This window comes from [Flexibacter] sp. ATCC 35208, from assembly GCF_001975825.1.
Taxonomy (GTDB): Bacteria; Bacteroidota; Bacteroidia; order Chitinophagales; family Chitinophagaceae; genus Chitinophaga.
Genome location: NZ_MTKN01000020.1, coordinates 91,115 through 112,533, shown reverse-complemented (window position 1 = coordinate 112,533; position 21,419 = coordinate 91,115). Strand labels below are relative to the sequence as shown.

General features: G+C 45.7%; 19 protein-coding genes and 1 pseudogene. 6 read left to right on the top strand and 14 right to left on the bottom strand.

Going from position 1 to position 21,419, the window contains the following annotated elements:
* Positions 1–13 precede the first annotated feature (13 nt).
* The 3 genes from BW716_RS14740 to BW716_RS14730 form a co-directional block, all read right to left on the bottom strand.
* The gene (locus BW716_RS14740) at positions 14–778 is read right to left on the bottom strand and encodes an exodeoxyribonuclease III (protein WP_083723333.1); all 765 of its coding nucleotides are present in this window, start codon (positions 776–778) and stop codon (positions 14–16) included.
* Positions 779–849: 71 nt separating this feature from the next.
* Positions 850–3,600 carry a methionine synthase gene (gene metH / locus BW716_RS14735; RefSeq protein ID WP_083723332.1) on the bottom strand — a complete coding sequence of 917 codons (2,751 nt, stop codon included), beginning with the start codon at positions 3,598–3,600 and terminating at the stop codon, positions 850–852.
* Positions 3,601–3,633: 33 nt separating this feature from the next.
* A complete protein-coding gene (locus BW716_RS14730; RefSeq protein WP_083723331.1) occupies positions 3,634–4,650 on the bottom strand; it encodes a homocysteine S-methyltransferase family protein in 1,017 nt (338 codons plus the stop codon).
* Between the two features lie 272 nt (positions 4,651–4,922).
* Between BW716_RS14730 and BW716_RS14720 the strand changes: the two genes are divergently transcribed.
* Positions 4,923–5,123: a hypothetical protein gene (locus BW716_RS14720; protein ID WP_083723329.1), complete on the top strand. Its 201-nt coding sequence runs from the start codon at positions 4,923–4,925 to the stop codon at positions 5,121–5,123.
* Between the two features lie 114 nt (positions 5,124–5,237).
* Here BW716_RS14720 and recR read toward each other — a convergent pair whose 3' ends face one another.
* From recR to BW716_RS14705, 3 genes are all read right to left on the bottom strand, one after another.
* Entirely contained in the window at positions 5,238–5,855 is a 618-nt protein-coding gene (gene recR / locus BW716_RS14715) for a recombination mediator RecR (protein WP_083723328.1), read from the bottom strand.
* 47 nt (positions 5,856–5,902) lie between these two features.
* The gene (locus tag BW716_RS14710; RefSeq protein ID WP_179091138.1) at positions 5,903–7,417 is read right to left on the bottom strand and encodes an Ig-like domain-containing protein; all 1,515 of its coding nucleotides are present in this window, start codon (positions 7,415–7,417) and stop codon (positions 5,903–5,905) included.
* An 83-nt stretch (positions 7,418–7,500) separates the two neighbouring features.
* Positions 7,501–10,659 (bottom strand): ATP-dependent DNA helicase, encoded by a 3,159-nt coding sequence (locus BW716_RS14705; RefSeq protein WP_083723326.1) that lies wholly within the window; start codon positions 10,657–10,659, stop codon positions 7,501–7,503.
* Positions 10,660–10,713: 54 nt separating this feature from the next.
* On the opposite strand from BW716_RS14705, the gene BW716_RS14700 reads away from it, so the two are divergent.
* From BW716_RS14700 to BW716_RS14680, 5 genes are all read left to right on the top strand, one after another.
* Positions 10,714–11,175, top strand: coding sequence for an SRPBCC family protein (locus BW716_RS14700; protein ID WP_083723325.1), 462 nt, complete (start codon positions 10,714–10,716; stop codon positions 11,173–11,175).
* A 76-nt stretch (positions 11,176–11,251) separates the two neighbouring features.
* Positions 11,252–11,755: an RNA polymerase sigma factor gene (locus BW716_RS14695; protein WP_083723324.1), complete on the top strand. Its 504-nt coding sequence runs from the start codon at positions 11,252–11,254 to the stop codon at positions 11,753–11,755.
* Positions 11,756–12,247 (top strand): hypothetical protein, encoded by a 492-nt coding sequence (locus BW716_RS14690; RefSeq protein WP_083723323.1) that lies wholly within the window; start codon positions 11,756–11,758, stop codon positions 12,245–12,247. It begins immediately after the preceding gene.
* Between the two features lie 47 nt (positions 12,248–12,294).
* Complete coding sequence (locus tag BW716_RS14685) at positions 12,295–12,678, top strand: hypothetical protein (RefSeq protein ID WP_083723322.1); 384 nt, start codon at positions 12,295–12,297, stop codon at positions 12,676–12,678.
* Positions 12,679–12,908: 230 nt separating this feature from the next.
* Entirely contained in the window at positions 12,909–13,412 is a 504-nt protein-coding gene (locus BW716_RS14680; RefSeq protein ID WP_083723321.1) for a lipocalin family protein, read from the top strand.
* Positions 13,413–13,455: 43 nt separating this feature from the next.
* On the opposite strand, the gene BW716_RS14675 is transcribed toward BW716_RS14680, so the two are convergent.
* The 8 genes and pseudogenes from BW716_RS14675 to kbl all read right to left on the bottom strand — a co-directional run bounded on the left by BW716_RS14675 (position 13,456) and on the right by kbl (position 21,098).
* Positions 13,456–14,358, bottom strand: coding sequence for a LysR substrate-binding domain-containing protein (locus tag BW716_RS14675; RefSeq protein ID WP_083723320.1), 903 nt, complete (start codon positions 14,356–14,358; stop codon positions 13,456–13,458).
* A gap of 57 nt (positions 14,359–14,415) precedes the next feature.
* A complete protein-coding gene (locus BW716_RS14670; RefSeq protein ID WP_083723360.1) occupies positions 14,416–14,691 on the bottom strand; it encodes a hypothetical protein in 276 nt (91 codons plus the stop codon).
* A 327-nt stretch (positions 14,692–15,018) separates the two neighbouring features.
* On the bottom strand, positions 15,019–15,663 hold the full coding sequence (locus BW716_RS38990) for a flavodoxin-dependent (E)-4-hydroxy-3-methylbut-2-enyl-diphosphate synthase (RefSeq protein WP_368677476.1): 645 nt from the start codon (positions 15,661–15,663) through the stop codon (positions 15,019–15,021).
* Between the two features lie 417 nt (positions 15,664–16,080).
* Positions 16,081–16,962 (bottom strand): annotated as a pseudogene (ispG, locus tag BW716_RS38985) ((E)-4-hydroxy-3-methylbut-2-enyl-diphosphate synthase); the annotation flags it as partial.
* 56 nt (positions 16,963–17,018) lie between these two features.
* Entirely contained in the window at positions 17,019–17,813 is a 795-nt protein-coding gene (locus BW716_RS14660; RefSeq protein WP_083723318.1) for a tetratricopeptide repeat protein, read from the bottom strand.
* A complete protein-coding gene (locus tag BW716_RS14655) occupies positions 17,810–18,844 on the bottom strand; it encodes a VWA domain-containing protein (RefSeq protein WP_083723317.1) in 1,035 nt (344 codons plus the stop codon). Before BW716_RS14655 ends, BW716_RS14660 begins: the two co-directional genes overlap by 4 nt.
* 183 nt (positions 18,845–19,027) lie before the next feature.
* Complete coding sequence (locus BW716_RS14650) at positions 19,028–19,840, bottom strand: penicillin-binding transpeptidase domain-containing protein (RefSeq protein ID WP_235643709.1); 813 nt, start codon at positions 19,838–19,840, stop codon at positions 19,028–19,030.
* Positions 19,841–19,910: 70 nt separating this feature from the next.
* A complete protein-coding gene (kbl, locus tag BW716_RS14645; protein WP_083723315.1) occupies positions 19,911–21,098 on the bottom strand; it encodes a glycine C-acetyltransferase in 1,188 nt (395 codons plus the stop codon).
* Between the last annotated feature and the right edge of the window lie 321 nt (positions 21,099–21,419).

Below are 21,419 nucleotides of genomic sequence, written 5' to 3'. Positions count from 1 at the left end.
TTGGAAATCCTTGTTAGTGGCTTAATTGCAGGTATATAGGGCAGTGATCAGAGTGCTTTACATCGGCATAAATCTTTGCCTCTTTCAGCTTTTCCTGCAGTGGAGTAGTGACACTGATATAATCGATACGCCATCCCTTATTATTATTGCGTGCATTGGCGCGGAAACTCCACCAGCTATATTGGTGCGGATCATTACAGAAATGACGGAAAGTATCTACGAAGCCGTTTTCATATAACTTGTCCAGCCATGCACGTTCTTCAGGCAGAAAGCCACTGCTGTTTTTGTTGCCTACGGGATCATGAATATCGATTGGTTTGTGCACGATATTGTAGTCGCCACACACAATTATATTAGGTCTTGTGGCTTTGAGTGTATGGAGGTAGCCAAAGAACTCATCCAGCCATTGGTATTTATAGGTTTGTCTTTCGTCTCCACTGGTGCCTGAAGGGATATATGTGTTAATGAGTGTAATATCCCCAAAATCGAGGCGTATTACCCTGCCTTCGGCATCGCTCTGCATGTAGCCATTTCCATATTGTACATGGTCTGGTTTTATCTTAGTGAGTACAGCTACACCGCTGTATCCTTTTTTCTGGGCGGGATACCAGTAGTGTTCATAGCCAAGCTCGTCAAACTGTTGGAAGTCTACATTGTCTTTGTGTGCTTTGATTTCCTGTAAGCAGATGATATCGGCGGGATCAGTTTTGAGCCATTCAGTGAAGCCTTTTGTCATGGCGGAACGGAGCCCGTTTACATTGTACGATATAATTCTCATACTGTAAATATACGAATGCCGGTGATTGCAGCGCAACCACCGGCATTCAGCTAAAAATTATAACGAAGTTTTTACATGTCGTATTCGAGTACCGGTCTAAGCCATTTCTCTGCTTCTTCTACAGTCCAGCCTTTGCGCTCAGCATAATCTATTACCTGGTCTTTCTCGATCTTTCCTATACCAAAGTATTTGGCAGCAGGGTTGGCAAAATACCAGCCACTTACACTTGAAGCAGGATACATGGCCAGTGATTCTGTGAGTGTGATACCAGTGTTCTCAGTAGCATCGAGCATATCGAACATCTTGTATTTCTCTGTATGTTCAGGACAGGCAGGATAACCAGGTGCAGGACGAATACCTGCGTATTCTTCTTTAATCAGGTCATCTTTGCTCAGGTGTTCTTCTGAAGCATAGCCCCAGAATTCCTTTCTTACACGCTCGTGCATCAGCTCTGCAAAGGCTTCTACCAGTCTGTCTGCAAGGGCTTTCAGCATGATGCTGCTATAATCGTCATGGTCTGCTTTGAACTTTTCCAACCATTCTTCAATGCCACCACCTGTAGTAACGGCAAAGGCCCCCATGTAGTCCTGGATACCTGTATCGGAAGGGGCGATAAAGTCTGCCAGTGATATATTTGGCTGACCAGGCGCTTTCTTGATCTGCTGACGCAGACATTCCAGATTTACGGTACCCTGACCTGGTTTTGGCGACAATACGGTGATGGTATCATCTGCTGTTCTGCTGGCAGGAAAGAGGCCAATTACGGCATTGGCGGTTAACCATTTCTCTTCAATGATGCGTTTTAGCATCACTTTGGCATCTTCATACAGGCGACTTGCTTCCACACCGACTACTTCGTCCGTCAGGATCTGCGGGAATTTGCCGTGCAGTTCCCATGAGATGAAGAAAGGCTGCCAGTCTATATACTTAGCTATATCAGCCAGTTCATAGTTCTTAAATACCTGTACTCCAAGTTGTTTTGGAACTACCGGATTGAATCCGGTCCAGTCGCTGATCGCCTTGTTCTGGCGGGCTTCTGCTATAGGCAGGTATTGTTTTACTGGTTTCTTATTGCGGAAGTTATCATTGAGTTTGGTGTACTCAGTTGTTACATCCTTCAGGAAGTTTTTTCTCAGGGCTTTGTTCAGCAGGTTACCTGTTACGGTTACGCTGCGGGATGCATCCAGTACATGTACCACGCCGTGTTCATACTCAGGTGCAATTTTTACAGCGGTATGGGTACGGGAGGTAGTGGCACCGCCTATTAATAATGGTACTTCAAAGTGCTGGCGTTTCATTTCTCTGGCCACGTGCACCATTTCGTCCAGACTAGGGGTGATCAGGCCACTGAGGCCAATGATGTCCACATCTTCCTGGCGGGCGGTCTGCAGAATTTTTTCAGCCGGGACCATTACCCCCATATCGATGATTTCGTAGCCATTACAGCCCAATACCACACCTACGATGTTTTTACCGATGTCGTGTACGTCGCCTTTTACAGTGGCCAGCAGGATCTTTCCGGCTGATTTGATCACGCCACCATTCTCTGCGACCATCCTGGCTTTTTCTTCTTCAATAAAAGGTGTCAGTACGGCCACGGATTTCTTCATCACACGGGCGCTTTTCACTACCTGTGGCAAGAACATTTTACCACTGCCGAAGAGGTCGCCGACGATGTTCATACCGTCCATGAGCGGACCTTCGATCACATCCAGCGGACGGGGATATTTTTGTCTGGCTTCTTCGGTATCAGCTTCTATATAGTCAGTGATACCATTTACGAGTGCGTGGCTCAGTCTTTCTTCTACGGAGCCGTGGCGCCAGGTTTCGTCTTTTTCGATCACCTTGCCTTTTGCCTTTACGGTTTCAGCATAGGCGATAAGGCGTTCTGTAGCATCTTCACGGCGATTCAGGATGGCATCGTCACAGAGCTCGCGCAGCTTTGGTTCAATTTCATCATAGATCTGCAACATACCGGCATTCACAATACCCATGTTCATGCCCGCTTTGATCGCGTAGAACAGGAATACAGAGTGCATGGCTTCGCGCACCAGGTCATTTCCTCTGAAGGAGAAGGAGATGTTGCTCACACCACCGCTTATGCTGGTCAGCGGCATCAGTTCCTTGATACGGCGGGTGGCGTTGATGAAGTCCACTGCGTAGTTATTGTGTTCTTCGATACCTGTGGCAATCGCAAAGATGTTCGGGTCGAAGATGATATCCTGTGGATCAAACCCTACTACTTCTGTCAGGATCTTGTAGGAGCGATGACAGAACGTTACTTTTTTCTCTTCTGTATCTGCCTGTCCATACTCATCGAAAGCCATTACGACTACAGCAGCACCGAAGCTTTTGCAGATAGTAGCCTGTTCAATGAATTTCGCTTCGCCTTCCTTGAGAGAGATGGAGTTCACGATACATTTACCCTGCAGGCATTTCAGACCAGCTTCAATGATGCTGAACTTACTGGAGTCGATCATCACCGGGATCCTTGATATATCCGGTTCTGCGGCGAGCAGGTTCAGGAAGGTGGTCATTGCCAGTTCACCATCGAGGAGGGCATCATCCATGTTTACGTCCAGTACCTGCGCACCGTTTTCTACCTGCTGGCGGGCTACAGACAGTGCTTCTTCGTACAGTCCTTCCCTGATCAGACGGGCAAATTTTTTAGAACCGGTTACGTTAGTACGTTCACCAATATTGATGAAGTTGGTTTCTGGTCGTACTATCAGTGGCTCTAGGCCGCTCAGGCGCAGAAATGGTTTGATGACAGTTTGTTCCTGTCCGGTGGCAGTTTGCGCGGGATTGAGTGTATCGCTCATGGGTAGCTATAGTAATTAGCGGATAAATTAAAATTAAGCCAGTGTTGTTTCCTTTACTGGTAATGGTCTTGGCGCGATTGTCTTCACGTGCTGAGCAATGTGCCGGATATGATCCGGAGTGGTGCCGCAGCAACCGCCAACGATGTTTACAAAACCTTCTTTAGCAAAGTCTTCGATGATGCAGGCTGTATCGTGCGGCGTTTCATCGTATTCTCCGAATGCATTTGGCAGGCCGGCATTTGGATAGCAACTTACATAACAGCCAGCTATCTGTGCCAGTTCCGCCACGTGTGGACGCATCTGCTCACCGCCCAATGCACAGTTTAAGCCGACAGAGAATGGTTTGGCGTGCATTACGGAAATATAGAATGCTTCCAGGGTCTGACCACTCAGTGTACGTCCGGAGGCATCGGTGATGGTACCGGAGATCATGATAGGTAGTTCTGGTTGTTTGATATCCCTGAAGTATTTCTTGGCAGCGTAGATAGCGGCCTTACTATTGAGGGTATCAAAGATGGTTTCGATCAGCAATATATCTACGCCTCCTTCGTGCAGACCACGAATCTGCTCGTAATAAGCAGTCACCACTTCGTCAAAAGTAACGGAGCGGAAGCCTGGATTGTTCACATCGGGGGAGAGGGAGAGTGTTTTATTCAGCGGACCGATCGCACCAGCTACAAAGCGGGGCTTTTCGGGGTTCTTCGCTGTATAATCGTTTGCAGCTCTTTTTGCAATTTGTGCAGCAGCTATGTTCAGTTCAAAAGCGAGTGCCTGCATATCGTAGTCGGCCATGGCGATGGTAGTGCTACTAAATGTATTGGTTTCGATGATGTCGGCGCCAGCTTCGAGGTATTCCCTGTGAATGGCTTCGATGATCTGTGGCTGAGTCAGGTTGAGCAGGTCATTGTTGCCTTTTACATCCATATGGTAATCCTTGAATCGCTCGCCTCTATAATCTGCTTCTTCCAGCTTGTAGCGCTGGATCATGGTACCCATAGCACCATCTATGATCAGAATACGTTCTGCCGCACACTGGGATAATGATTTCATATCGATAATGTGTTTACTATTTTTTCTGGAAAGACATACAAAGATACTTATTAATTGCCTCATTATATGAAATATCACCAGCGGAAGATGTATTTGCAGAATTTTTTACTTTATTCAGGAAAATGAGAGAAAATTTTGTTTGAAACCAAAAGTCTACTATATTTGTAGGGTAATACAACAATGGATCAGTATACCACCATCTGATTACTACCAGGGAATCCACCACTTTGCCCGCATAGTTAACAACCTGCTTAAACAAAAAATTTAAGACAATGAGCATTGCGAAGCATGTACAGAGCTTACAAAAGCATTTAGCGCAATTTGGTTTATACCCGGTTCCTGAGGATGCTGAGAATGAGGCCTCCACTGTATTTAGAATCTGCTTTCTGAATAAGTATGAGATTGAGCGCTGGCGCGAGCTGCGCAATGAGGAAGAGGGCGGCGGAAAACTTAAAGACAAAGACCAATCATAGCTTTTTCATAACGTGGAATTACAGGTTAAACACACACGGGTGTTGTTGAGCACTCGTATCTTATTTAAAAAACGCTGAAAGGCAGCTGCAGAACGCTGACACCTTCAGCGTTTTTTATTTCTGTACATAACTTTCAAGTGGTAAACGATTAGAGATGGATCTGGCCAGCGTCATTTCATCCGCATATTCCAGTTCGCCGCCGAAGGCGATACCACGGGCGATGGTGGTGATCTTTACAGAGAAATCCTTCAGCTTTTTAGAGAGGTAATAAATGGTTGTGTCTCCTTCGATTGTCGGGCTCAGCGCCATGATGATCTCTTCCACATCTTGCTGCTGTACCCTTTCAACCAGAGAATAAATATTCAGTTGGTCCGGACCAATACCATCGATAGGGGAGATGATGCCTCCAAGTACATGGTATACCCCGTTGAACTGCTGGGTATTTTCAATTGCCATAACATCGCGGATGGTTTCCACGACACATACCAGTGCTTTATTGCGGGAAGGGCTGCTACAGATAGAGCAGATTTCATCGTCAGAGACGTTGTGGCAGTATTTGCAGAATTTGATCTGGTCACGCATGCGGGTAACCACCTCGCCGAATAGCTTCACCTGGGCCGGGTGCTGTTTGAGGAGGTGTAATACCAGGCGAAGCGCTGTTTTCTTGCCTATACCGGGCAGCCGCGCAAATTCATTAACAGCATTTTCTATCAGAGCGGAAGAAAAGATCATGGTACAAAAATAATGATTTTTCGTGGGGGCAGTGTGCCCCCGGCCGGTTATAACTGCAATTTGATCGGGACTCCCCAATTGGCTTTGATGTTCTCCTTTTTAGGGAAGTTCACTACTCTTTCGGGTTGTTTTTTGGGTGTACCATAGTATACCCCACGATCCCATTTGCCATTATTGTTATCATCAATCAGGATCCTTACTTCATATTCTGCAGGGATAATGCGCTTTTGGATCCAGGTGCCATTTACAATTTTGCCCGAGTATTTTATGTCTTTTTCTTTCACCAGCAGTGCCACAAAGTGCATGGTATCTCCACCTGCAGCTTTCAGACTATCGCTGAGTGTGAGTGAGAGCATTGCACTGCCGTAATCTGATTCTTTTTTGGCAGTGAAGAGGATCGTATCGGCTTTGGACTTTTCCTGACCAAGGGTATCTAGTACGGCCTCTTTAGGAATGGTGAGGCGGTATAGGGTACCTTCTTTCCAGTTGTAAACCAGGTGCAGCACTTTGCGGGTAGAGTCGAAGAAAGTGGTGAAGGCCACTGGTTTGAATGTAGTATCTTCTGCCAGGAGTATGTGGGTGGTATCCAGTGTTTTTACAGGTGCACTGAAGTTCACGATCAGCGGTTGGCCAAGATCCTGGGAGTTTTTCTCGCCCAGGGTAGCTGCCAGGAAGATCTTTCTTTTCTTTTCTTTCTCTTTTTCTTCTTTGCTCTTGTGGTCTTCTTCTTCAGGAGGGGCATTGTTACTACCTGAAGGAGGGCCACCTGCTTCGCCACCAGGGCCGCCCATCTCGTCCGGACCACCTTTGAGGGTAGAATCTTTTTCCAGGAAGGTGAGCAATGGTACATCGTACAGGTTTGTTTCGCGCAGGTGTATCAGGCTATCATGGAAGGCGATCAGTTCTTTGGGGTCGTTGTATTGTAAGTCTTTGTTCTCTTCTTTGATGGCGAATAATTTATAATCGCCGGGAGCCAGGTTTTTGAACCAGAATGCACCATTGCCTTTGGAACGGGCATAGTATACCGGCTTTTCCTTGGAAACCACGGAGTCTTCCAGGTGGCGGTACATCATAACAGATACGTTACTATCCGGTTTACCAGTTTCGGCATTGATGATGAAGCCTTTTACCTGCAGAGAGTCGAGGTAGTCGCCGGTAGATATTACGTAGGCATAGTCCAGAATGGGGTTATGCTCGTTGATATCGCGGATGGCGTCTGCAAAGTTGAATGTATAAGTGGTGTTCTTATCCAACGTATCCTTGATGACCATGGTGATAGTTCTCAATTTGGCTGTCACGGTCGGGGTACGCTTCAGGGTCGGGGATACGATCAGCTTTTCGAAGATGTTGTCCAGCTCTATGTATTCATTGAAAGACAGGACAACCTTGTGGGAGTTGAAATGCAGACTGGAATCCACTGGACTGGCATTGAGTAATACAGGAGGTAAAGTATCCTTAGGGCCTCCACCGGGCGGAACAATATTCGCACAGCGGGGGAATAAAAGTACACTTGCTATGATTACAATAAGCAGGGAAACCCAGCCACGGAAGTTCTGATTCATTTTTATCATATTATGCCAAAAACCGGGTCCAAAGATCAAATTTGAATCAGTAATATCCAAATATTGCCGGAGCGCAGGAAATGTTAAAATTGTAATTCACTCTCTTCCTCGAGGTCATGCAGTGCGATGTGCAGCTTATGATCCTTCACAAAGTTGCACCATACGCAGTCTTCTTTACCACATCCGGTATAGAAGTCTTTGTTCTGGATTTTGGTCCAGGTGTCCACGATCTGCTGTGTTACAGCTGCGATATCGTCTGCTGTGATAAACACTTTTTCCTTGTGATAAACCTTTTGCTTATTTGGCTCGATGAAGTCAAATTCTGTACTGGATACCTGCCAGCTCTTGGAGCGGTAGTTGTCCAGCATGATCTTATAAAATACAGCCTGGCGCCAGTAGTCGCCGCCGTTTGGATTTTTCTCGTTTGGACGGTCAAACTTTTTGTAGTCTTTGATGGCTTTTTCGTAATCACCGGTTTTGTAGTCCACTACATTCACCTGATTGCCTTCAAATTCCAGTTTATCCACCTTTCCTTTTAGCGGTACGCCACTCACTACGATATTGCGCACATTCCTTTCCACACTTACAATTTTGTTCCAGGTGCCGATGTAGGTATCGTAGTAGTTGGCCAGAATATCCTTTCCATACTCCATCCTTCTTTCAAAAGATTCGCGGGTAAAGCATTCGCGATTACGGCGCATGCTCCATACGAAGTCTTTGATGAATTCTTCGCGGGTAGGGAAGGCGTTGTTGCCCGCTTCCTGCATTTTCTGGAAGAGTTTTTCCAGTGCATAGTGTACGGCAGAACCAAATTCGGTATTCTCTGAGCGTCCTGTGGGGATGCGTACGAGGTTTTTATAGAAGAAGCCCAGTGGGCAGTCCAGGTAATTGTTCAACGCAGTCACGTTCATGGTAAAGCTGGAGAGCAGGTTGTCGATGAACAACTGATCTGCACGGGCAATTTCCGGTGCCAGGTTTTTGCTGTAGTGGAGAGATTCGAAGGCGAAAAGCGCTTCGTCGGAAAGTTCCACTTTTTCGTTTGGCAACTGGTGTTGTTCCAGTATTTCGGTGATGAACATGCTGGGTTCCAGTGGCTTTCCGTCCAGTCTGAATTCCGGGTAACTGATGTACAGGTATTTTTCTGCACGGGTGATTGCCACATAAAAGAGGCGGCGCAGTTCCTGTTCATCTGAACTGATGGATTGTGTAGCAAATACCGTATCGGGGAAGGAGAAACCGCTGTTGTTTTTCTTCTTCTTTTCCCAGAGGTGGGAGTTGGTGCCTGCCAGGAAAATATATTCGAATTCCAGGCCTTTTGAACCGTGTGCTGTGATCAGGTTAATACCCTTTTCATTGCCGGACACCTGTACCAGTGGAATCGGAATTTTATTGGCTTCCATGAGGTCTACCATTTCTACAAATGGTACGAGGCTCAGGTCAGGATTACGGCGGGTTTCTTCTTTGATAAAATCGAAGAGTGCCTGCAATACTTTCATTAGCCACATCTTCTCAGGCGAATCCATAATATGGGAGAGGATACCTCCTTCGCTGATAATGCTGGCAAAGAGTTGTTGCAGGGTGAGATTATGTGCTTCTTTGATCCATCCTTCCAGCATTTTGCTCATCTCCATCATGGCCTGTTCAGGGGCTTCAGTAAAGAGTGTGAGGTTACGGGTGGCCTGCCACTCCTGCAGGTATTGACGCATGGAAGATTTCTCTGCATATCCTTTTTCGGCAACCCGTATACTTACTTTCGCTATTTCGACAGGTGGTATATCGTAGAAATCAAAGTGCATGATTTTGAAGAGCAGATCGTCTCCGCTGTAAGGCGTATCGAGTTCAGCTGCCAGGTAGCGAAGTATGGTGAGTACTTTTCGTGCAAACGGATTTTCAAAAATGTTCACATGCTTTTTGGAATAGAATGGAATGCCTTTGAGCCGGAAGTATTGCGCCAGCTCTTCGCCAAAGCGGTTCTCACGGTAAATCACTGCTATCTTGCCGGCGGGAACGCCTTTTTCAAGCAGTGCTACCATGGTGTTTGTCAATCCGGCCATTTCATCGCGGGGCGTGTTATAGCGCTGGATGACGGGTGTGATATTGAGGTGCATCAGCTTCTCGTTGCTGGACGTTAGTTGTTTACTAAGGCCAGGCAGCTGATTTACCAGACGGGAATCGCCGTTATTGTCAATCAGGGTCATGGAGGCATCCAGGATATTCTGGACAGAACGGTAGTTCTGTGTAAGCACGATGGTGAGCAGGGTTTCTGCAAAGCCCCCGGCAAACTGTTCCATATTCTCAATATTTGCACCCTGAAAGCGATAGATGGATTGATCGTCATCGCCTACTACGAATACGTTTGGCAATTCCTCGCCATTGATGAGTTGCTGTATGAGTTTATTCTGGGTACCACTGGTATCCTGGTACTCATCGACGAGTATGTATTGAAAGCGTTCTTTGTAGTCAGCGAGTAGGTTGGGGTTTTGTTCAAAAGCCCTGATCACCCAGTTGATCATATCGTCAAAGTCATACCGGTTAGCGGCATGCATGAGGGAGGTGAACACGAGGAACTGCTCTACAGCAGCTTCCAGGCGGGCTATCTTTTCCGCTTCGGCTTCAATTTTATCAGTGCGGATATCGCCTTTTTTAAAATTTTTGGTCGCTCTTTTGCAGATAAATTCATCACGGTTAGGCAGGTCGTCTATATAAGCTTTAATGGCGCCTTTGATGTAATCAACAGTCCAGCCTTCCCGCTTCATGGTGGAGAAGAGGTTGGAAAGGTTGTTCATATCAAAGTATACATCGCCACGATAGCGTTTCAGAGGATTTTGCTTATCAAATCCGTCGATAAGTTTTTTGAGCAGCTGTATTTTTTCCAGCTCGGATATCGGATCAAGGCTGTTCTTTTCAAAAAAGCCAAGGTTGTCCTGTATCACTTCGTTACAGAAGGAGTGGAAGGTATGAATATTGACACGGTAAGAATCGGGGCCGATGAAATCGGTGAGTCGTTTACGCATGGCGACGGTACCCGCATCGGTGTAAGTAAGGCAGAGAATATTTTGTGGTAAAAAGTCTGTATCGCGCAGAATTTTGCCGATACGCGATGCCAGGATCTGCGTTTTGCCGGTACCGGGACCGGCTATCACCATCACAGGGCCTTCGGTATTATCAACGGCTTCCCGCTGTCGTTCGTTCAACCGATTATATACTTCCTCGAAACGTTGTTGATATTGATCTCTGGACATGACTATATTTGAAAATGGATTAGCATCTGGCGACACTAAAATATATATGAAGTTATGGCAAAAATCTATCGGTTGCGGTATGAGCAGGTATTAAATACATCAATATCGGAGGCATGGACGTTTTTTTCCCGGGCAGATAACCTGGAAAAAATCACGCCCTCGTATATGCGATTTGACATTACTTCGCCTGTGACAGATCAACCTATTTACGCAGGGGAAATTATTACTTACACTATTCATCCTGTATTGGGTATACCACTTAGCTGGATGACGGAAATTACACATGTGAAGGACGGTGTGTACTTTGTGGATGAGCAGCGGAAGGGGCCCTATGGTCTGTGGCATCACCAGCATCATTTTGAGGAAGTGAAAGAGGGCGTAAAGATGACTGACATCGTACACTACTCACTGCCATTAGGTCTTTTGGGTAGGGTCGCACATGCTCTTTTTGTACGGCATCAGCTAGAGGGAATCTTTGCCTACAGGCGAAAGAAGATTCAGGAGTTCTTTGTATGACATTTATATGTTATAACAAGAAAGTTGATGGTTATTGGAAGAATAGCTATCTTAGTTATAGTTAAACCGACAACATTTGGGACAGGCTGCTGTTCATATTGATGAGCATTTACTGATTGAACGCTTGATTGCTGATGACCCCGGGGCCAGGGAGTTATTGTATGACTACTATGGTCCAGCTCTTTTTAGTTTAATTTTACAAGTGGTTCCTGATAATAAAAAGGCTGAGGACATCCTTACTACTGTGTTTGTACGTATATATAGTGAGGTATATACCTACAAGCAGTCCGGCAACGCCACGCTCTTCGGATGGATGATGCGCCTGACAAGGGAAATAGCCCTTTCGGAGGGGTGTCATACAGATGGGAAAATAGTGGGTGGAGTCACTATTCAGGGACAACATTCGCTACAGCGATTTACCAACACCCTGCCACAGGGAAAACAAAAAATCTTTTACCTGTGCTACTTCAAAGGCTTGCCTAAAGAAGCAATCGCTAGGATGATGGGGGTGGAAGCAGAAATGATAGCCGGACAGATGAAGGAAATTATGGTGGCTTTCAGAAATTTTTTAAGAAATTAATTGGAACTGGATCACTACATACAAAGCGGTATCATAGAGAGCTATGTACTTGGGCTTGCTACCAACGTAGAGGTAGAAGAGCTTCAATATATGCGCAGGCTCTACCCGGAACTCAACAGTGAAATAGCTGCTGTGGAGAAGCGTATGGAAAGACAGGCGTTTGCAGAGGCTGTATTGCCTCCTGAGCGTCTGAAGGACCGGATCTTCCAGCGGATCAACTGGCGGGAAGAAGATTATCATGACACCACTGATTATCGCAGATCCAATCAAAACCAACAGGCTAATTACAATAACACCTATATCAATATCCAGCCAAAGGATAATCAATACATCACCGTGCACAAGTGGTGGAAAGTGTTTTTCATTGCTGTATTTATTCTCTCAAAGGTTTGTCTGGCTTCTGCAATTTACTTCTACCTGAAGTACCAGATGCAGGACAAAAAGCTGGAACAAGTAGCTCCCCGTGCAGAAGTACCTGCCAATTCCAGGTGATTTTTCCTATCAAGAGCACAAAAAAGTAATATAATTCAGATTTTAATTTGACATTTGCGAAGGCATGTGAAGTTGACCTTGGGGGGAACACATGGTTTCACCTTCTTATTTATCACCCTCTGGATTTACAAGATTACATAGATAGTGGCATTATTGAAAGCTATCTGCTGGGGCTTGCCTCAGTAGAGGAGGAAGCATTGCTGGAACGCATGCGTTACATCTACCCTGAGCTGGAAACAGAAATCGCCATGGCCGAGTACCGGCTGCAAAGAATCACCGAAGCGGGAAGTGTGACTCCTCCCGCAAAAGTCTGGAATAAGATTGCTGCTCAAATCAGCTGGGAAAAACCTCCCAGGGATAAAAGGCCGTCGCCTGAAAATCCGACCTATATTTTACAGCCCCGCAACTATACGATGACAGTAAGCATCTAGTGGCGTTGTGCAGTTATTGCGATGGGTATGATTATTATAGCTTTAACAGCTACCACCATTTATTTTTATAACCGTTTTCATCAGATGGAAGACCGATTTCTCCGCACGCTGTCCAACATAGAACAGCAACAGCAAACCCATAGGTAGGTTTGGTACACTTCTTGTCTTTTCTTATCTCTAGCTGGTAACTAATTGCGTTACTGCCTTTTTAACATTTAAATATTTCTTACATGAAGCATCTTACATTAGCAGCATTGTGCTTGCTGGCATCTCTTTTCACCATATCCTGCAAGACCCAGTCAGGGGCAGCTACCAATACGAATGTGAGCGCAAGCAAGGGTAATATAAAAGGAAACTGGGTTATCACTGATATCAGCTTTGAAGGGATTCCACAGCATTCAAAAGTTACTGTTTTTGACCAGGCTTCTTATAGTTGCTTTAAAGGTAGCCAGTGGATATTCCCAAATAATGAGACAAACGGTTCTTTTACACTGACGAATACCGACGACGGTTGTAGCACAGCTTCACAGCCTATTGTATGGTCTATTTACAAAGCAGGGGGTGTAGAAATGTTACAGTTCAAAAAGATTGGTGGTGGTGTAAAAGCGAAGAATGTGGCAGAAGGATACCGTCTCGAGATCAGCTCCCTGGATAAAACTACTATGGTATGGAGAGCTGCGGTGAACTACGAGGACAAAACAGGATATATCATTTACACGCTACAGCGTAGCTAAGGAATAAACAACTGAAACCGGCTGAAAGGGCCGGTTTTTTATTTTATAGTTGTTGTGGTTCGGCATGTTGTCTGGCAAAGCGCATAAACAGTTGCGCTAATTTATCCTGCTGTCCCTGCAGGTATATAAAATGGAACTTTCTCACCAGTTTAAAGTTCTTGACTGGCAGGATCTTGAATTCTCCTGCTTCCAGCTCCCGCTGTACTGCTTTGAGGGAGAGAAATGCAGCGCATGGTGCATGGTGCAGGTAAGATTTTATACTCTCTGTACTACCCATGTACATAGCTATCTGCAGGTCGGTCAGCTTTAGTTTTAATCTTTTCAGTTCATCCGTAATTACTTCCAGTGTACCTGAGCCGTGTTCACGCATGAGCAGGGGAATATTTTTAAGATTTGCTGCATTTAATGGAGTATTGTCACCGTAGTTGTAGTTGACATTTCCAATCAGGACTATTTCGTCTTTTGCAATTTCCACATACTTGAGGACCGGATTTTTTGAACGGCCTTCTATGAGACCCAGTTGAATATTTTTGTCAAAGAGGGCCTGTTCTATCTGTTCGGTATTGCCACTGATCAGGGAAGCTGTGATTTCAGGATAGCGTTGGTTAAACTGTGCCAGTAAGGGTGGTATGAAGTATTGTGCGATAGTGGTACTTGCACCTAAAGCCAGCAGGCCGCCCTGTTCATGTTTGAGCTGGTTGATCTCGTATTCGAGATTGCGGTAGCTGGTAAAGATATCGTCTGCATGTTTGAGCATCACCTGTCCTGCACGGGTAATCTTGATACGGTTGCCTATTCGTTCAAAGAGGGCCATACCCAGCTGTTGTTCCAGTTCGTGAATGTGTTTGGTCACGGCGGGCTGGGAAATAAATAACTCTTCGGCTGCTTTGGTAAAGCTGAGGCGCCGGGCTACTGTATAAAACACTTTTAACCTGAAGTCCAACATGCGATAAATGTACGAAAATAAAAAAGCTGGCCTGTAATAGCCAGCCTTTTACAATAATTAAGCTTTCTTTTTAGTGTTAGTTGCTTTAACGTCTTTGTTCTCCTTGAAACGTTTGTCAGGAGTACCATCTTTCTTTTTAGGTCCACTGGCAGTCTTAGTTTCTTTGTTCTCCTTATAACGTTTATCAGGCGTACCGTCTTTCTTCATCTTTTGAGCATCCTGTTTAGCTTCAGTTTTTGGCTTGTCTTGTTTTTGCTGTGCGGCAGGAGTCTGTGCAAACGCGATAGAAGCACCCATGAGCAGGGCGAATACGCCAGTCAGAAACTTTTTCATAGTGTTGTTCATTTTAAATTAAAAAGTATAGAAAATATTACTTCAATGCTGGTTTAAGCGACTGGTACTTAGAATTTTAAACCGTAGTTCTCACATATAAAATACGTATATATACGCTTGACTCAGGGCCTCTGTCAGGCGTACCTTTGTATCATCTGACAATAAGATAATTAACCCCAAAAACTTATTTGAATGTTAGAGAAAACGATGTATCGATTGTCTGACTATATATTATAACCCCAACTATTGATTTTAGTTCGTCCGTTAACCTCAAGAACACGCATAAAGATGCGAGGGCTGTTGGTTCACAACAGCCCTTATTTATTTTTAGTTATTTGTATCTACCCACATGCCGTTTTCCCTGATCAGGTTGATCAGTTCATCTACAGCTACGTCACTATTCAAACCACGTTTTACCACTTCTTTACCTTTATAGAGGGTGATTTTACCAACGCCGCTACCTACATAACCAAAGTCAGCATCAGCCATTTCGCCGGGGCCATTTACGATACAACCCATGATAGCGATCTTCACTCCTTTGAGATGATTGGTTACAGCTCTGATACGTGCAGTTGTTTCCTGCAGATCGAATAGGGTACGACCACAGGAAGGGCAGGAGATATATTCAGTTTTAGAAATTCGGGTACGGGTAGCCTGCAGGATACCAAAGGCTACGTTATTCAGCAATGTACGATCTACTGTGTCATCGGCAGTATTTGTCTTCTCCAGCCATAAGCCATCGCCAAAGCCATCCAGCAGTAAGGCGCCGGTTTCTGTAGCGTAGTGAATCAGGTGTTCATCGTTTGTCTGTTCTGCAGCCAGGCAACGAAGTATTACCGGCAGCTGTACATTTTGCTGTATCAGAGTCATGAATGTCCTTCGTATTTCAGGCATTGCATGCTGATTGGATGAATGCAGGCAAAGCACTACGGGTTTGCCATTGTTCAATTGCAGGAGCAGTTCTTCAGGCATTGCAACACCGGTATTGATGTCTACAAAGTTTAGAATTGCAGAAGTATTTTTTGCCTGTAAAAACTCTTCGGTAGAGAAGAGTGGCATGTATTTTTCCTTGTCTTCAGCAGTTTCCCAGAGGGTGTTGGGAACGATCACTTTCAGTGTGCCAGGCAATGCAAAGGAAAGGACCTCATGGCAGAACAGGTAGTCTGCTGCTGCATCGGCAATATTCCATTTGTCAGTATCTGCATCGTAATTATAGCCGATACTCTTCAGGTCTTCGGGTGTGATGTTATTGACTTCGCTCAGGTCAGCTACTACTACCGGTACCTGTTTGCCACCTACATTGTTAAAGGCGATAGATTCACGGCGTTTGTAATTGAAAGGAGAGTAAGGCACCTGTTCAACCGGAGGGACAGGTGCGTGTTGCTGACGGTTGGTATAGCGCTTTATCAGGTCGCGGCATACAGGCAGTTCGAATTCCGGATCTTCTGTGAGAGAGACACGAATTGTATCGCCGATACCATCTTCCAGCAGGGTGCCGATACCAACGGCCGATTTGATACGACCATCTTCACCATCACCAGCTTCCGTTACACCGAGGTGCAGTGGATAGCAATGACCCAGTTCATTCTGCATGGTTTGAATGAGCAGGCGGTAAGCCTGTACCATTACCTGCGGATTGCTGGCCTTCATACTGAGGATGATGTTGCGGTAGCTCATGTCTTCTGCGATACGGAGAAACTCCATCGCGCTTTCCACCATCCCCATGGGAGTATCGCCGTAGCGGCTCATGATACGATCGCTGAGGGAACCATGGTTGGTACCGATACGCATAGCGGTACCATATTCTTTACAGATGTTCACCAGTGGGGTGAATTGCTTGCGAATACGGTCTGTTTCAGCCATGTATTCACTGTCTGTATAGTTGATGGTCTCAAATTTCTTTTTATCTACGAAGTTGCCGGGGTTGATACGCACTTTTTCCACGATGCGGGCTGCTACTTCAGCAGCATTGGGCGTGAAGTGGATATCGGCCACAAGGGGGGTATGATAGCCTCTTTTACGCAGTTCGTTTTTGATGGGCAGCAGGTTTTCTGCTTCTTTTTTGCTGGGCGCAGTGATACGCACCAGTTCGGAGCCCGCTTCGATACAACGGATTGCCTGCTCTACAGTAGCCAGGGTATTCATTGTATCTGTAGTCGTCATGGTCTGGATACGCACAGGGTTAAAATTCCCTATCAACAAATCTCCTACCTTAACTTCAAGCGTAGCCAACCTTTTATACTCCGTCAGTGAATTACAATATAACTGCATAGTTCGAAAAAATATCCAGGACAAAGGTAACAAAAAGCATCACGTGGGATGTTAAATCACCAATCCTTATCAACTGGCACAATCTGTCCTTTGGCCTTTTTCATTTTGTCCTGCAGTTTCTTCTCCTCCTGCCCTAAAGCCTGCAGGTATCGTTCTGCTTCCTGCTTGTCCAGTTTGCTGGGTTGCGGTTGCGGCTTTTCATCCTGCTGATCTTTATTCTGGTCTTTGTTCTGATCTTTTTTGTCTTTATTCTGCTGGTCTTTGTTGTCCTTATTCTGTTGATCTTTGTTCTGGTCCTTATCCTTATTGTCTTTGTTCTGATCTTTCTTGTCCTGTTTCTTATCCTTGTTCTGCTGGTCTTTTTTATCCTTGTTATCCTTATTATCGCCGCCGCCACCCTGGTTTTGTTTTTTCAGCATGGCCTGGGCATAGGCAAGGTTGTAACGTGCCTGTTCATCGGAAGGGTTCATCTTCAGGGCTTCTTTGTAAGCCTTGATGCTTTCTTCCCATTTCTTACCTTCCATAAAGGTATTCCCGATATTGTAGCTGGCATCCGCTTTCTGTGCTTTGTTTGGCGCCATCTTGAAGCTGTTCAGGTATTGAGCGCGGGCATCGTCGTAGCGTTTTTGCTCGTACATGGAGTTACCAAGGTTATACCTGCCTTCTACAGATGCCTGGTTTACATCCAGGGCTTTCTTATAGTTGGCTTCAGCATCAGTATATTGCTTTTTTTCATACAGGTCATTGCCTTTACGGATGTACTTATTACCATTCTGAGCGAAGGAATAGCTACAAATGGAGAGGAACATGCCAGTCAGCAACAGGTGATATGTCAGGTTATTTTTTCTCATGGTTTTTCTGTAGCAGTGACAACATTGGCGCGGGTGCTGCGCTTAATTTCCGGAATAAAAAACTCAGCTACAAGCAGTATTAAGCTAATAACGAGAAAATATTGGAAATAGCTGTTGTAGTCTGTAAAAATATTCTCTCCGAACTCTTTCTGTTCCATGCTATCTATTCTATGGATCAGTGAATTCACTACTTCTTCAGTATTATTATCCAGGTGTTCATAAATGCCTTTACCTGCGGCAGCGATTCGTTTCAGCTCCTCTTCATTCAGTTTGGAGATAACGGTATTGCCATCTTTATCTTTTTTGTACGTTCCTGTTTCAGGATCGGGTAATGGAGATCCGGTTGCAGAGCCAATACCAATAGTATTGATTACCACACCTGCATCGAAGGCTGCATTTGCTTTAGAAATAGCGGCTTCGTCATGATCTTCCCCATCGGAGATAATGATGAGTGATTTGTGTTTACGTTCCTTCTTATTGAAGGCGTCATCACTTACCTGAATAGCCTGACCGATCGCGGTACCCTGTGTAGGGATCATGTCTGGACTTACGGTGCTCAGGTACATTTTGGCGGCTGAGTAATCGATGGTCAGGGGCATTTGAAGGTAAGCATTACCAGCAAATACAACCAGGCCGACGCGGTCGTTATCCAGTTTATCAACCAGTTTAGAAATTAATTGTTTGGCGCGGGTAAGGCGGTCGGGTTTTACATCGCCGGCCAGCATACTCTTACTAACGTCCAGCGCAATGACTACATCCACCCCTTTGCGGGTAATTTTTTCCATTCGGCTTCCTTTCTGGATGTTGGCTAATCCCAAAACGCCGAAGAAGAAGGCCAGGAAAATGAGCAGGAAGCGGAATGCAAAACGCCGGCGGGAGTAGCCGGTAAATAACTTCTCTACCAGTACAGGGTCACCCAGTTTGCGGATTGAGCTGCGCTTCCACCAGGAGATGCTGATGAATGCCAGTTGCAATACCAGCAGCAGTGCTAAGGCCCATAAATATTCGCTATGCTGAAAACGTAACATCATAGGGATCAAATATAATTTTTTTAGTACGTTTTACACTATTAGGAGGTAAGGATTTAGGAGATTTTTAACGTAGACGGGGGGAGAAGTGGGGATGGTTGACGAAGGCAAACAGTTGATTGACAGAGTCAAATGATTTTTTTAGGCATAAAAAAGGCCGTTTTTAGCGGCCTTTTTCTAAATTATTTATTTATGTCCTTCCATATAACCGGCATCCTGGAGAATGCTTTTTGTGATATTCATTCTCACTTTTTCCATGTCAATGTTCGGATTATCTGTTTCGAGATTGAGTGTAAAGAAGGCAGGATGTCCGTTTTCTTCAATCCAGCCTACCATCCAGCCAATTTGTTTTTTGCCTTCCTGGCCCCAGCCGGTTTTGTAGCTCAGTTCGTACTTAGGAGTTTTTTCCATCAGCATCACAGCACGTGTCCATTGCATGGTCAGCTTATGGAAAGGCAGCTCGTCGAAGTACAGTTTCTTTACAAAGCCCAGTTCTTCATCGGGGGAGATGCGGAGGCTATTGTCCAGCCAGAAGGTATCGATACGGCTTATTTTCATATTGCCATATTTTACGGTATCCAGCCAGTGTTGCATCACTGGTTTGGTAATACGGCGGGCCACTTCCTGGAAGTAGGGAACAGCCGATAAGTGGAAAGCCTGTTGCAGGCTCAGGTCACGGTCCCATACAGAATCAGCGCCTTCGTGGTGTACGCCATTCCAGGGAATGACAGTAGCAGTATCTTTGATAACACCGGTTTCCAGGCCTACGAGGGTATTGAAGATCTTGAAGGTAGAAGCCGGCAGGAAGCGTTCTTTAGCGCGGTCGATATTGTATACTTTAAAAGAGCCCTGTCCGTTGTCAAACAACATGAAGGTGCCTTCTACCTTATTTTCAGTAAAGTACTTTTCCCATTCTTTCTGAATATGTACGTTGTTCGGTGCGCAGGCATTCACCAGGATCGCCATCAGCAGTAGCAGCCAACCGGTTTGTTTCATCATAGCAAAATTTTGATCCTGCAAAAGTAATATATAAAAGGAAGAAGCCCACCTGAGGGGGCGGGCTTCTGAATTATTTAATCACACCTAATTCCTTTCCTACCTTGGTGAAGGCGGCAATGGCCTTGTCCAGGTGGGCTTGTTCGTGCGCAGCACTGAGCTGAACGCGGATACGTGCCTGCCCTTTTGCTACCACCGGGAAGAAGAAACCGATGACATAGATCCCTTCTTTCAGAAGTTTTTCGGCAAATTGTTGGCTGAGTACGGCATCATACAACATCACAGGTACGATCGGGTGATCGCCTGGGCGGATGTCGAAACCGGCCTCTGTCATTTTGGTGCGGAAGTATTTGGTATTGTATTCCAGTTTATCGCGGAGTTCGGTTGTAGAGCTCAGCATATCCAGTACGGCGATGGAAGCGCCTACGATGCTGGGGGCAACGGAGTTGGAGAAGAGGTAAGGACGGCTACGCTGACGGAGCATGTCGACGATCTCTTTTTTACCACTGGTGAAACCTCCGGAGGCACCACCCAATGCTTTACCGAGGGTACCAGTGATGATATCGATACGGCCCATTACATTTCTGTATTCGTGGGTACCGCGGCCGGTTTTGCCCAGGAAGCCGGAAGAGTGGCTTTCGTCGATCATCACGATGGCATCATATTTATCTGCCAGGTCACAGATCTTATCGAGCTGGGCGATGGTGCCGTCCATGCTGAAAGAGCCATCTGTGACAATGATACGGCTTCGAAGGCCGGCCGTTTCCTGCAGTTTAGCTTCGAGGTCAGCCATGTTATTATGTTCATAGCGGTAGCGCTGAGCTTTACACAGGCGAACGCCATCTATAATAGAAGCGTGGTTGAGGGCGTCGGAGATGATAGCATCCTGCTCGTTGAACAGCGGCTCGAATACACCACCGTTAGCATCAAAAGCCGCAACGTAGAGGATCGTGTCTTCAGTACCAAGGAATTGCGCGAGTTTTTGCTCTAATTCTCGGTGAATATCCTGGGTGCCGCATATAAAGCGCACGCTGCTCATTCCATATCCATGTGTATCGATCGCATCTTTTGCAGCCTGCACCACCCTGGGGTTACTGGAAAGGCCGAGGTAGTTGTTGGCGCAAAAGTTGAGGACTGTATTGCCACCTACCTGGATTTCGGCACCTTGTTCGGAGGTGATGATCCTTTCGTTTTTAAAAAGGCCGGCAGTTTGGATCTCATTTAGTTCCTCCTGCAGGCGGGCAATGAATTTTTCGTTCATAGTAGCAGATTTTGTAACCGGGTTCAAAGTTATGGCAATAAATGTATTACGATTCAAGGACCTGGGGCGCGAATTCTGGAAGTTCTATAAAAAGTTTGACTGGGCTGTAACATTTGGTTGAAGCTCTGCGTCATAATAGTGTCTGCACCCTGATCCTGTTAACCCAGGAGTAATGATCCGGACTGTATATTTCCGCGCTGTATGTAGTAAAGATGGCTTAAGCGCCCGCGGGAATTGCTGCCATCCGGAGAAAGCGGGGAAATATAGCAGAAAATTATGGTACGTAGTTGGGCATGACAAGAGGAAGAGATCGCGTTAAAA

What these genes read in the sequence shown, in the direction of transcription:
- BW716_RS14740 (WP_083723333.1), bottom strand. Translation starts at nt 778, where the DNA reads ATGAGAATTATATCGTACAATGTAAACGGGCTCCGTTCCGCCATGACA.
- metH (WP_083723332.1), bottom strand. Translation starts at nt 3,600, where the DNA reads ATGAGCGATACACTCAATCCCGCGCAAACTGCCACCGGACAGGAACAA.
- BW716_RS14730 (WP_083723331.1), bottom strand. Translation starts at nt 4,650, where the DNA reads ATGAAATCATTATCCCAGTGTGCGGCAGAACGTATTCTGATCATAGAT.
- BW716_RS14720 (WP_083723329.1), top strand. Translation starts at nt 4,923, where the DNA reads ATGAGCATTGCGAAGCATGTACAGAGCTTACAAAAGCATTTAGCGCAA.
- recR (WP_083723328.1), bottom strand. Translation starts at nt 5,855, where the DNA reads ATGATCTTTTCTTCCGCTCTGATAGAAAATGCTGTTAATGAATTTGCG.
- BW716_RS14710 (WP_179091138.1), bottom strand. Translation starts at nt 7,417, where the DNA reads ATGAATCAGAACTTCCGTGGCTGGGTTTCCCTGCTTATTGTAATCATA.
- BW716_RS14705 (WP_083723326.1), bottom strand. Translation starts at nt 10,659, where the DNA reads ATGTCCAGAGATCAATATCAACAACGTTTCGAGGAAGTATATAATCGG.
- BW716_RS14700 (WP_083723325.1), top strand. Translation starts at nt 10,714, where the DNA reads ATGGCAAAAATCTATCGGTTGCGGTATGAGCAGGTATTAAATACATCA.
- BW716_RS14680 (WP_083723321.1), top strand. Translation starts at nt 12,909, where the DNA reads ATGAAGCATCTTACATTAGCAGCATTGTGCTTGCTGGCATCTCTTTTC.
- BW716_RS14675 (WP_083723320.1), bottom strand. Translation starts at nt 14,358, where the DNA reads ATGTTGGACTTCAGGTTAAAAGTGTTTTATACAGTAGCCCGGCGCCTC.
- BW716_RS14670 (WP_083723360.1), bottom strand. Translation starts at nt 14,691, where the DNA reads ATGAAAAAGTTTCTGACTGGCGTATTCGCCCTGCTCATGGGTGCTTCT.
- BW716_RS38990 (WP_368677476.1), bottom strand. Translation starts at nt 15,663, where the DNA reads ATGCCTGAAGAACTGCTCCTGCAATTGAACAATGGCAAACCCGTAGTG.
- BW716_RS14660 (WP_083723318.1), bottom strand. Translation starts at nt 17,813, where the DNA reads ATGAGAAAAAATAACCTGACATATCACCTGTTGCTGACTGGCATGTTC.
- BW716_RS14655 (WP_083723317.1), bottom strand. Translation starts at nt 18,844, where the DNA reads ATGATGTTACGTTTTCAGCATAGCGAATATTTATGGGCCTTAGCACTG.
- BW716_RS14650 (WP_235643709.1), bottom strand. Translation starts at nt 19,840, where the DNA reads ATGATGAAACAAACCGGTTGGCTGCTACTGCTGATGGCGATCCTGGTG.
- kbl (WP_083723315.1), bottom strand. Translation starts at nt 21,098, where the DNA reads ATGAACGAAAAATTCATTGCCCGCCTGCAGGAGGAACTAAATGAGATC.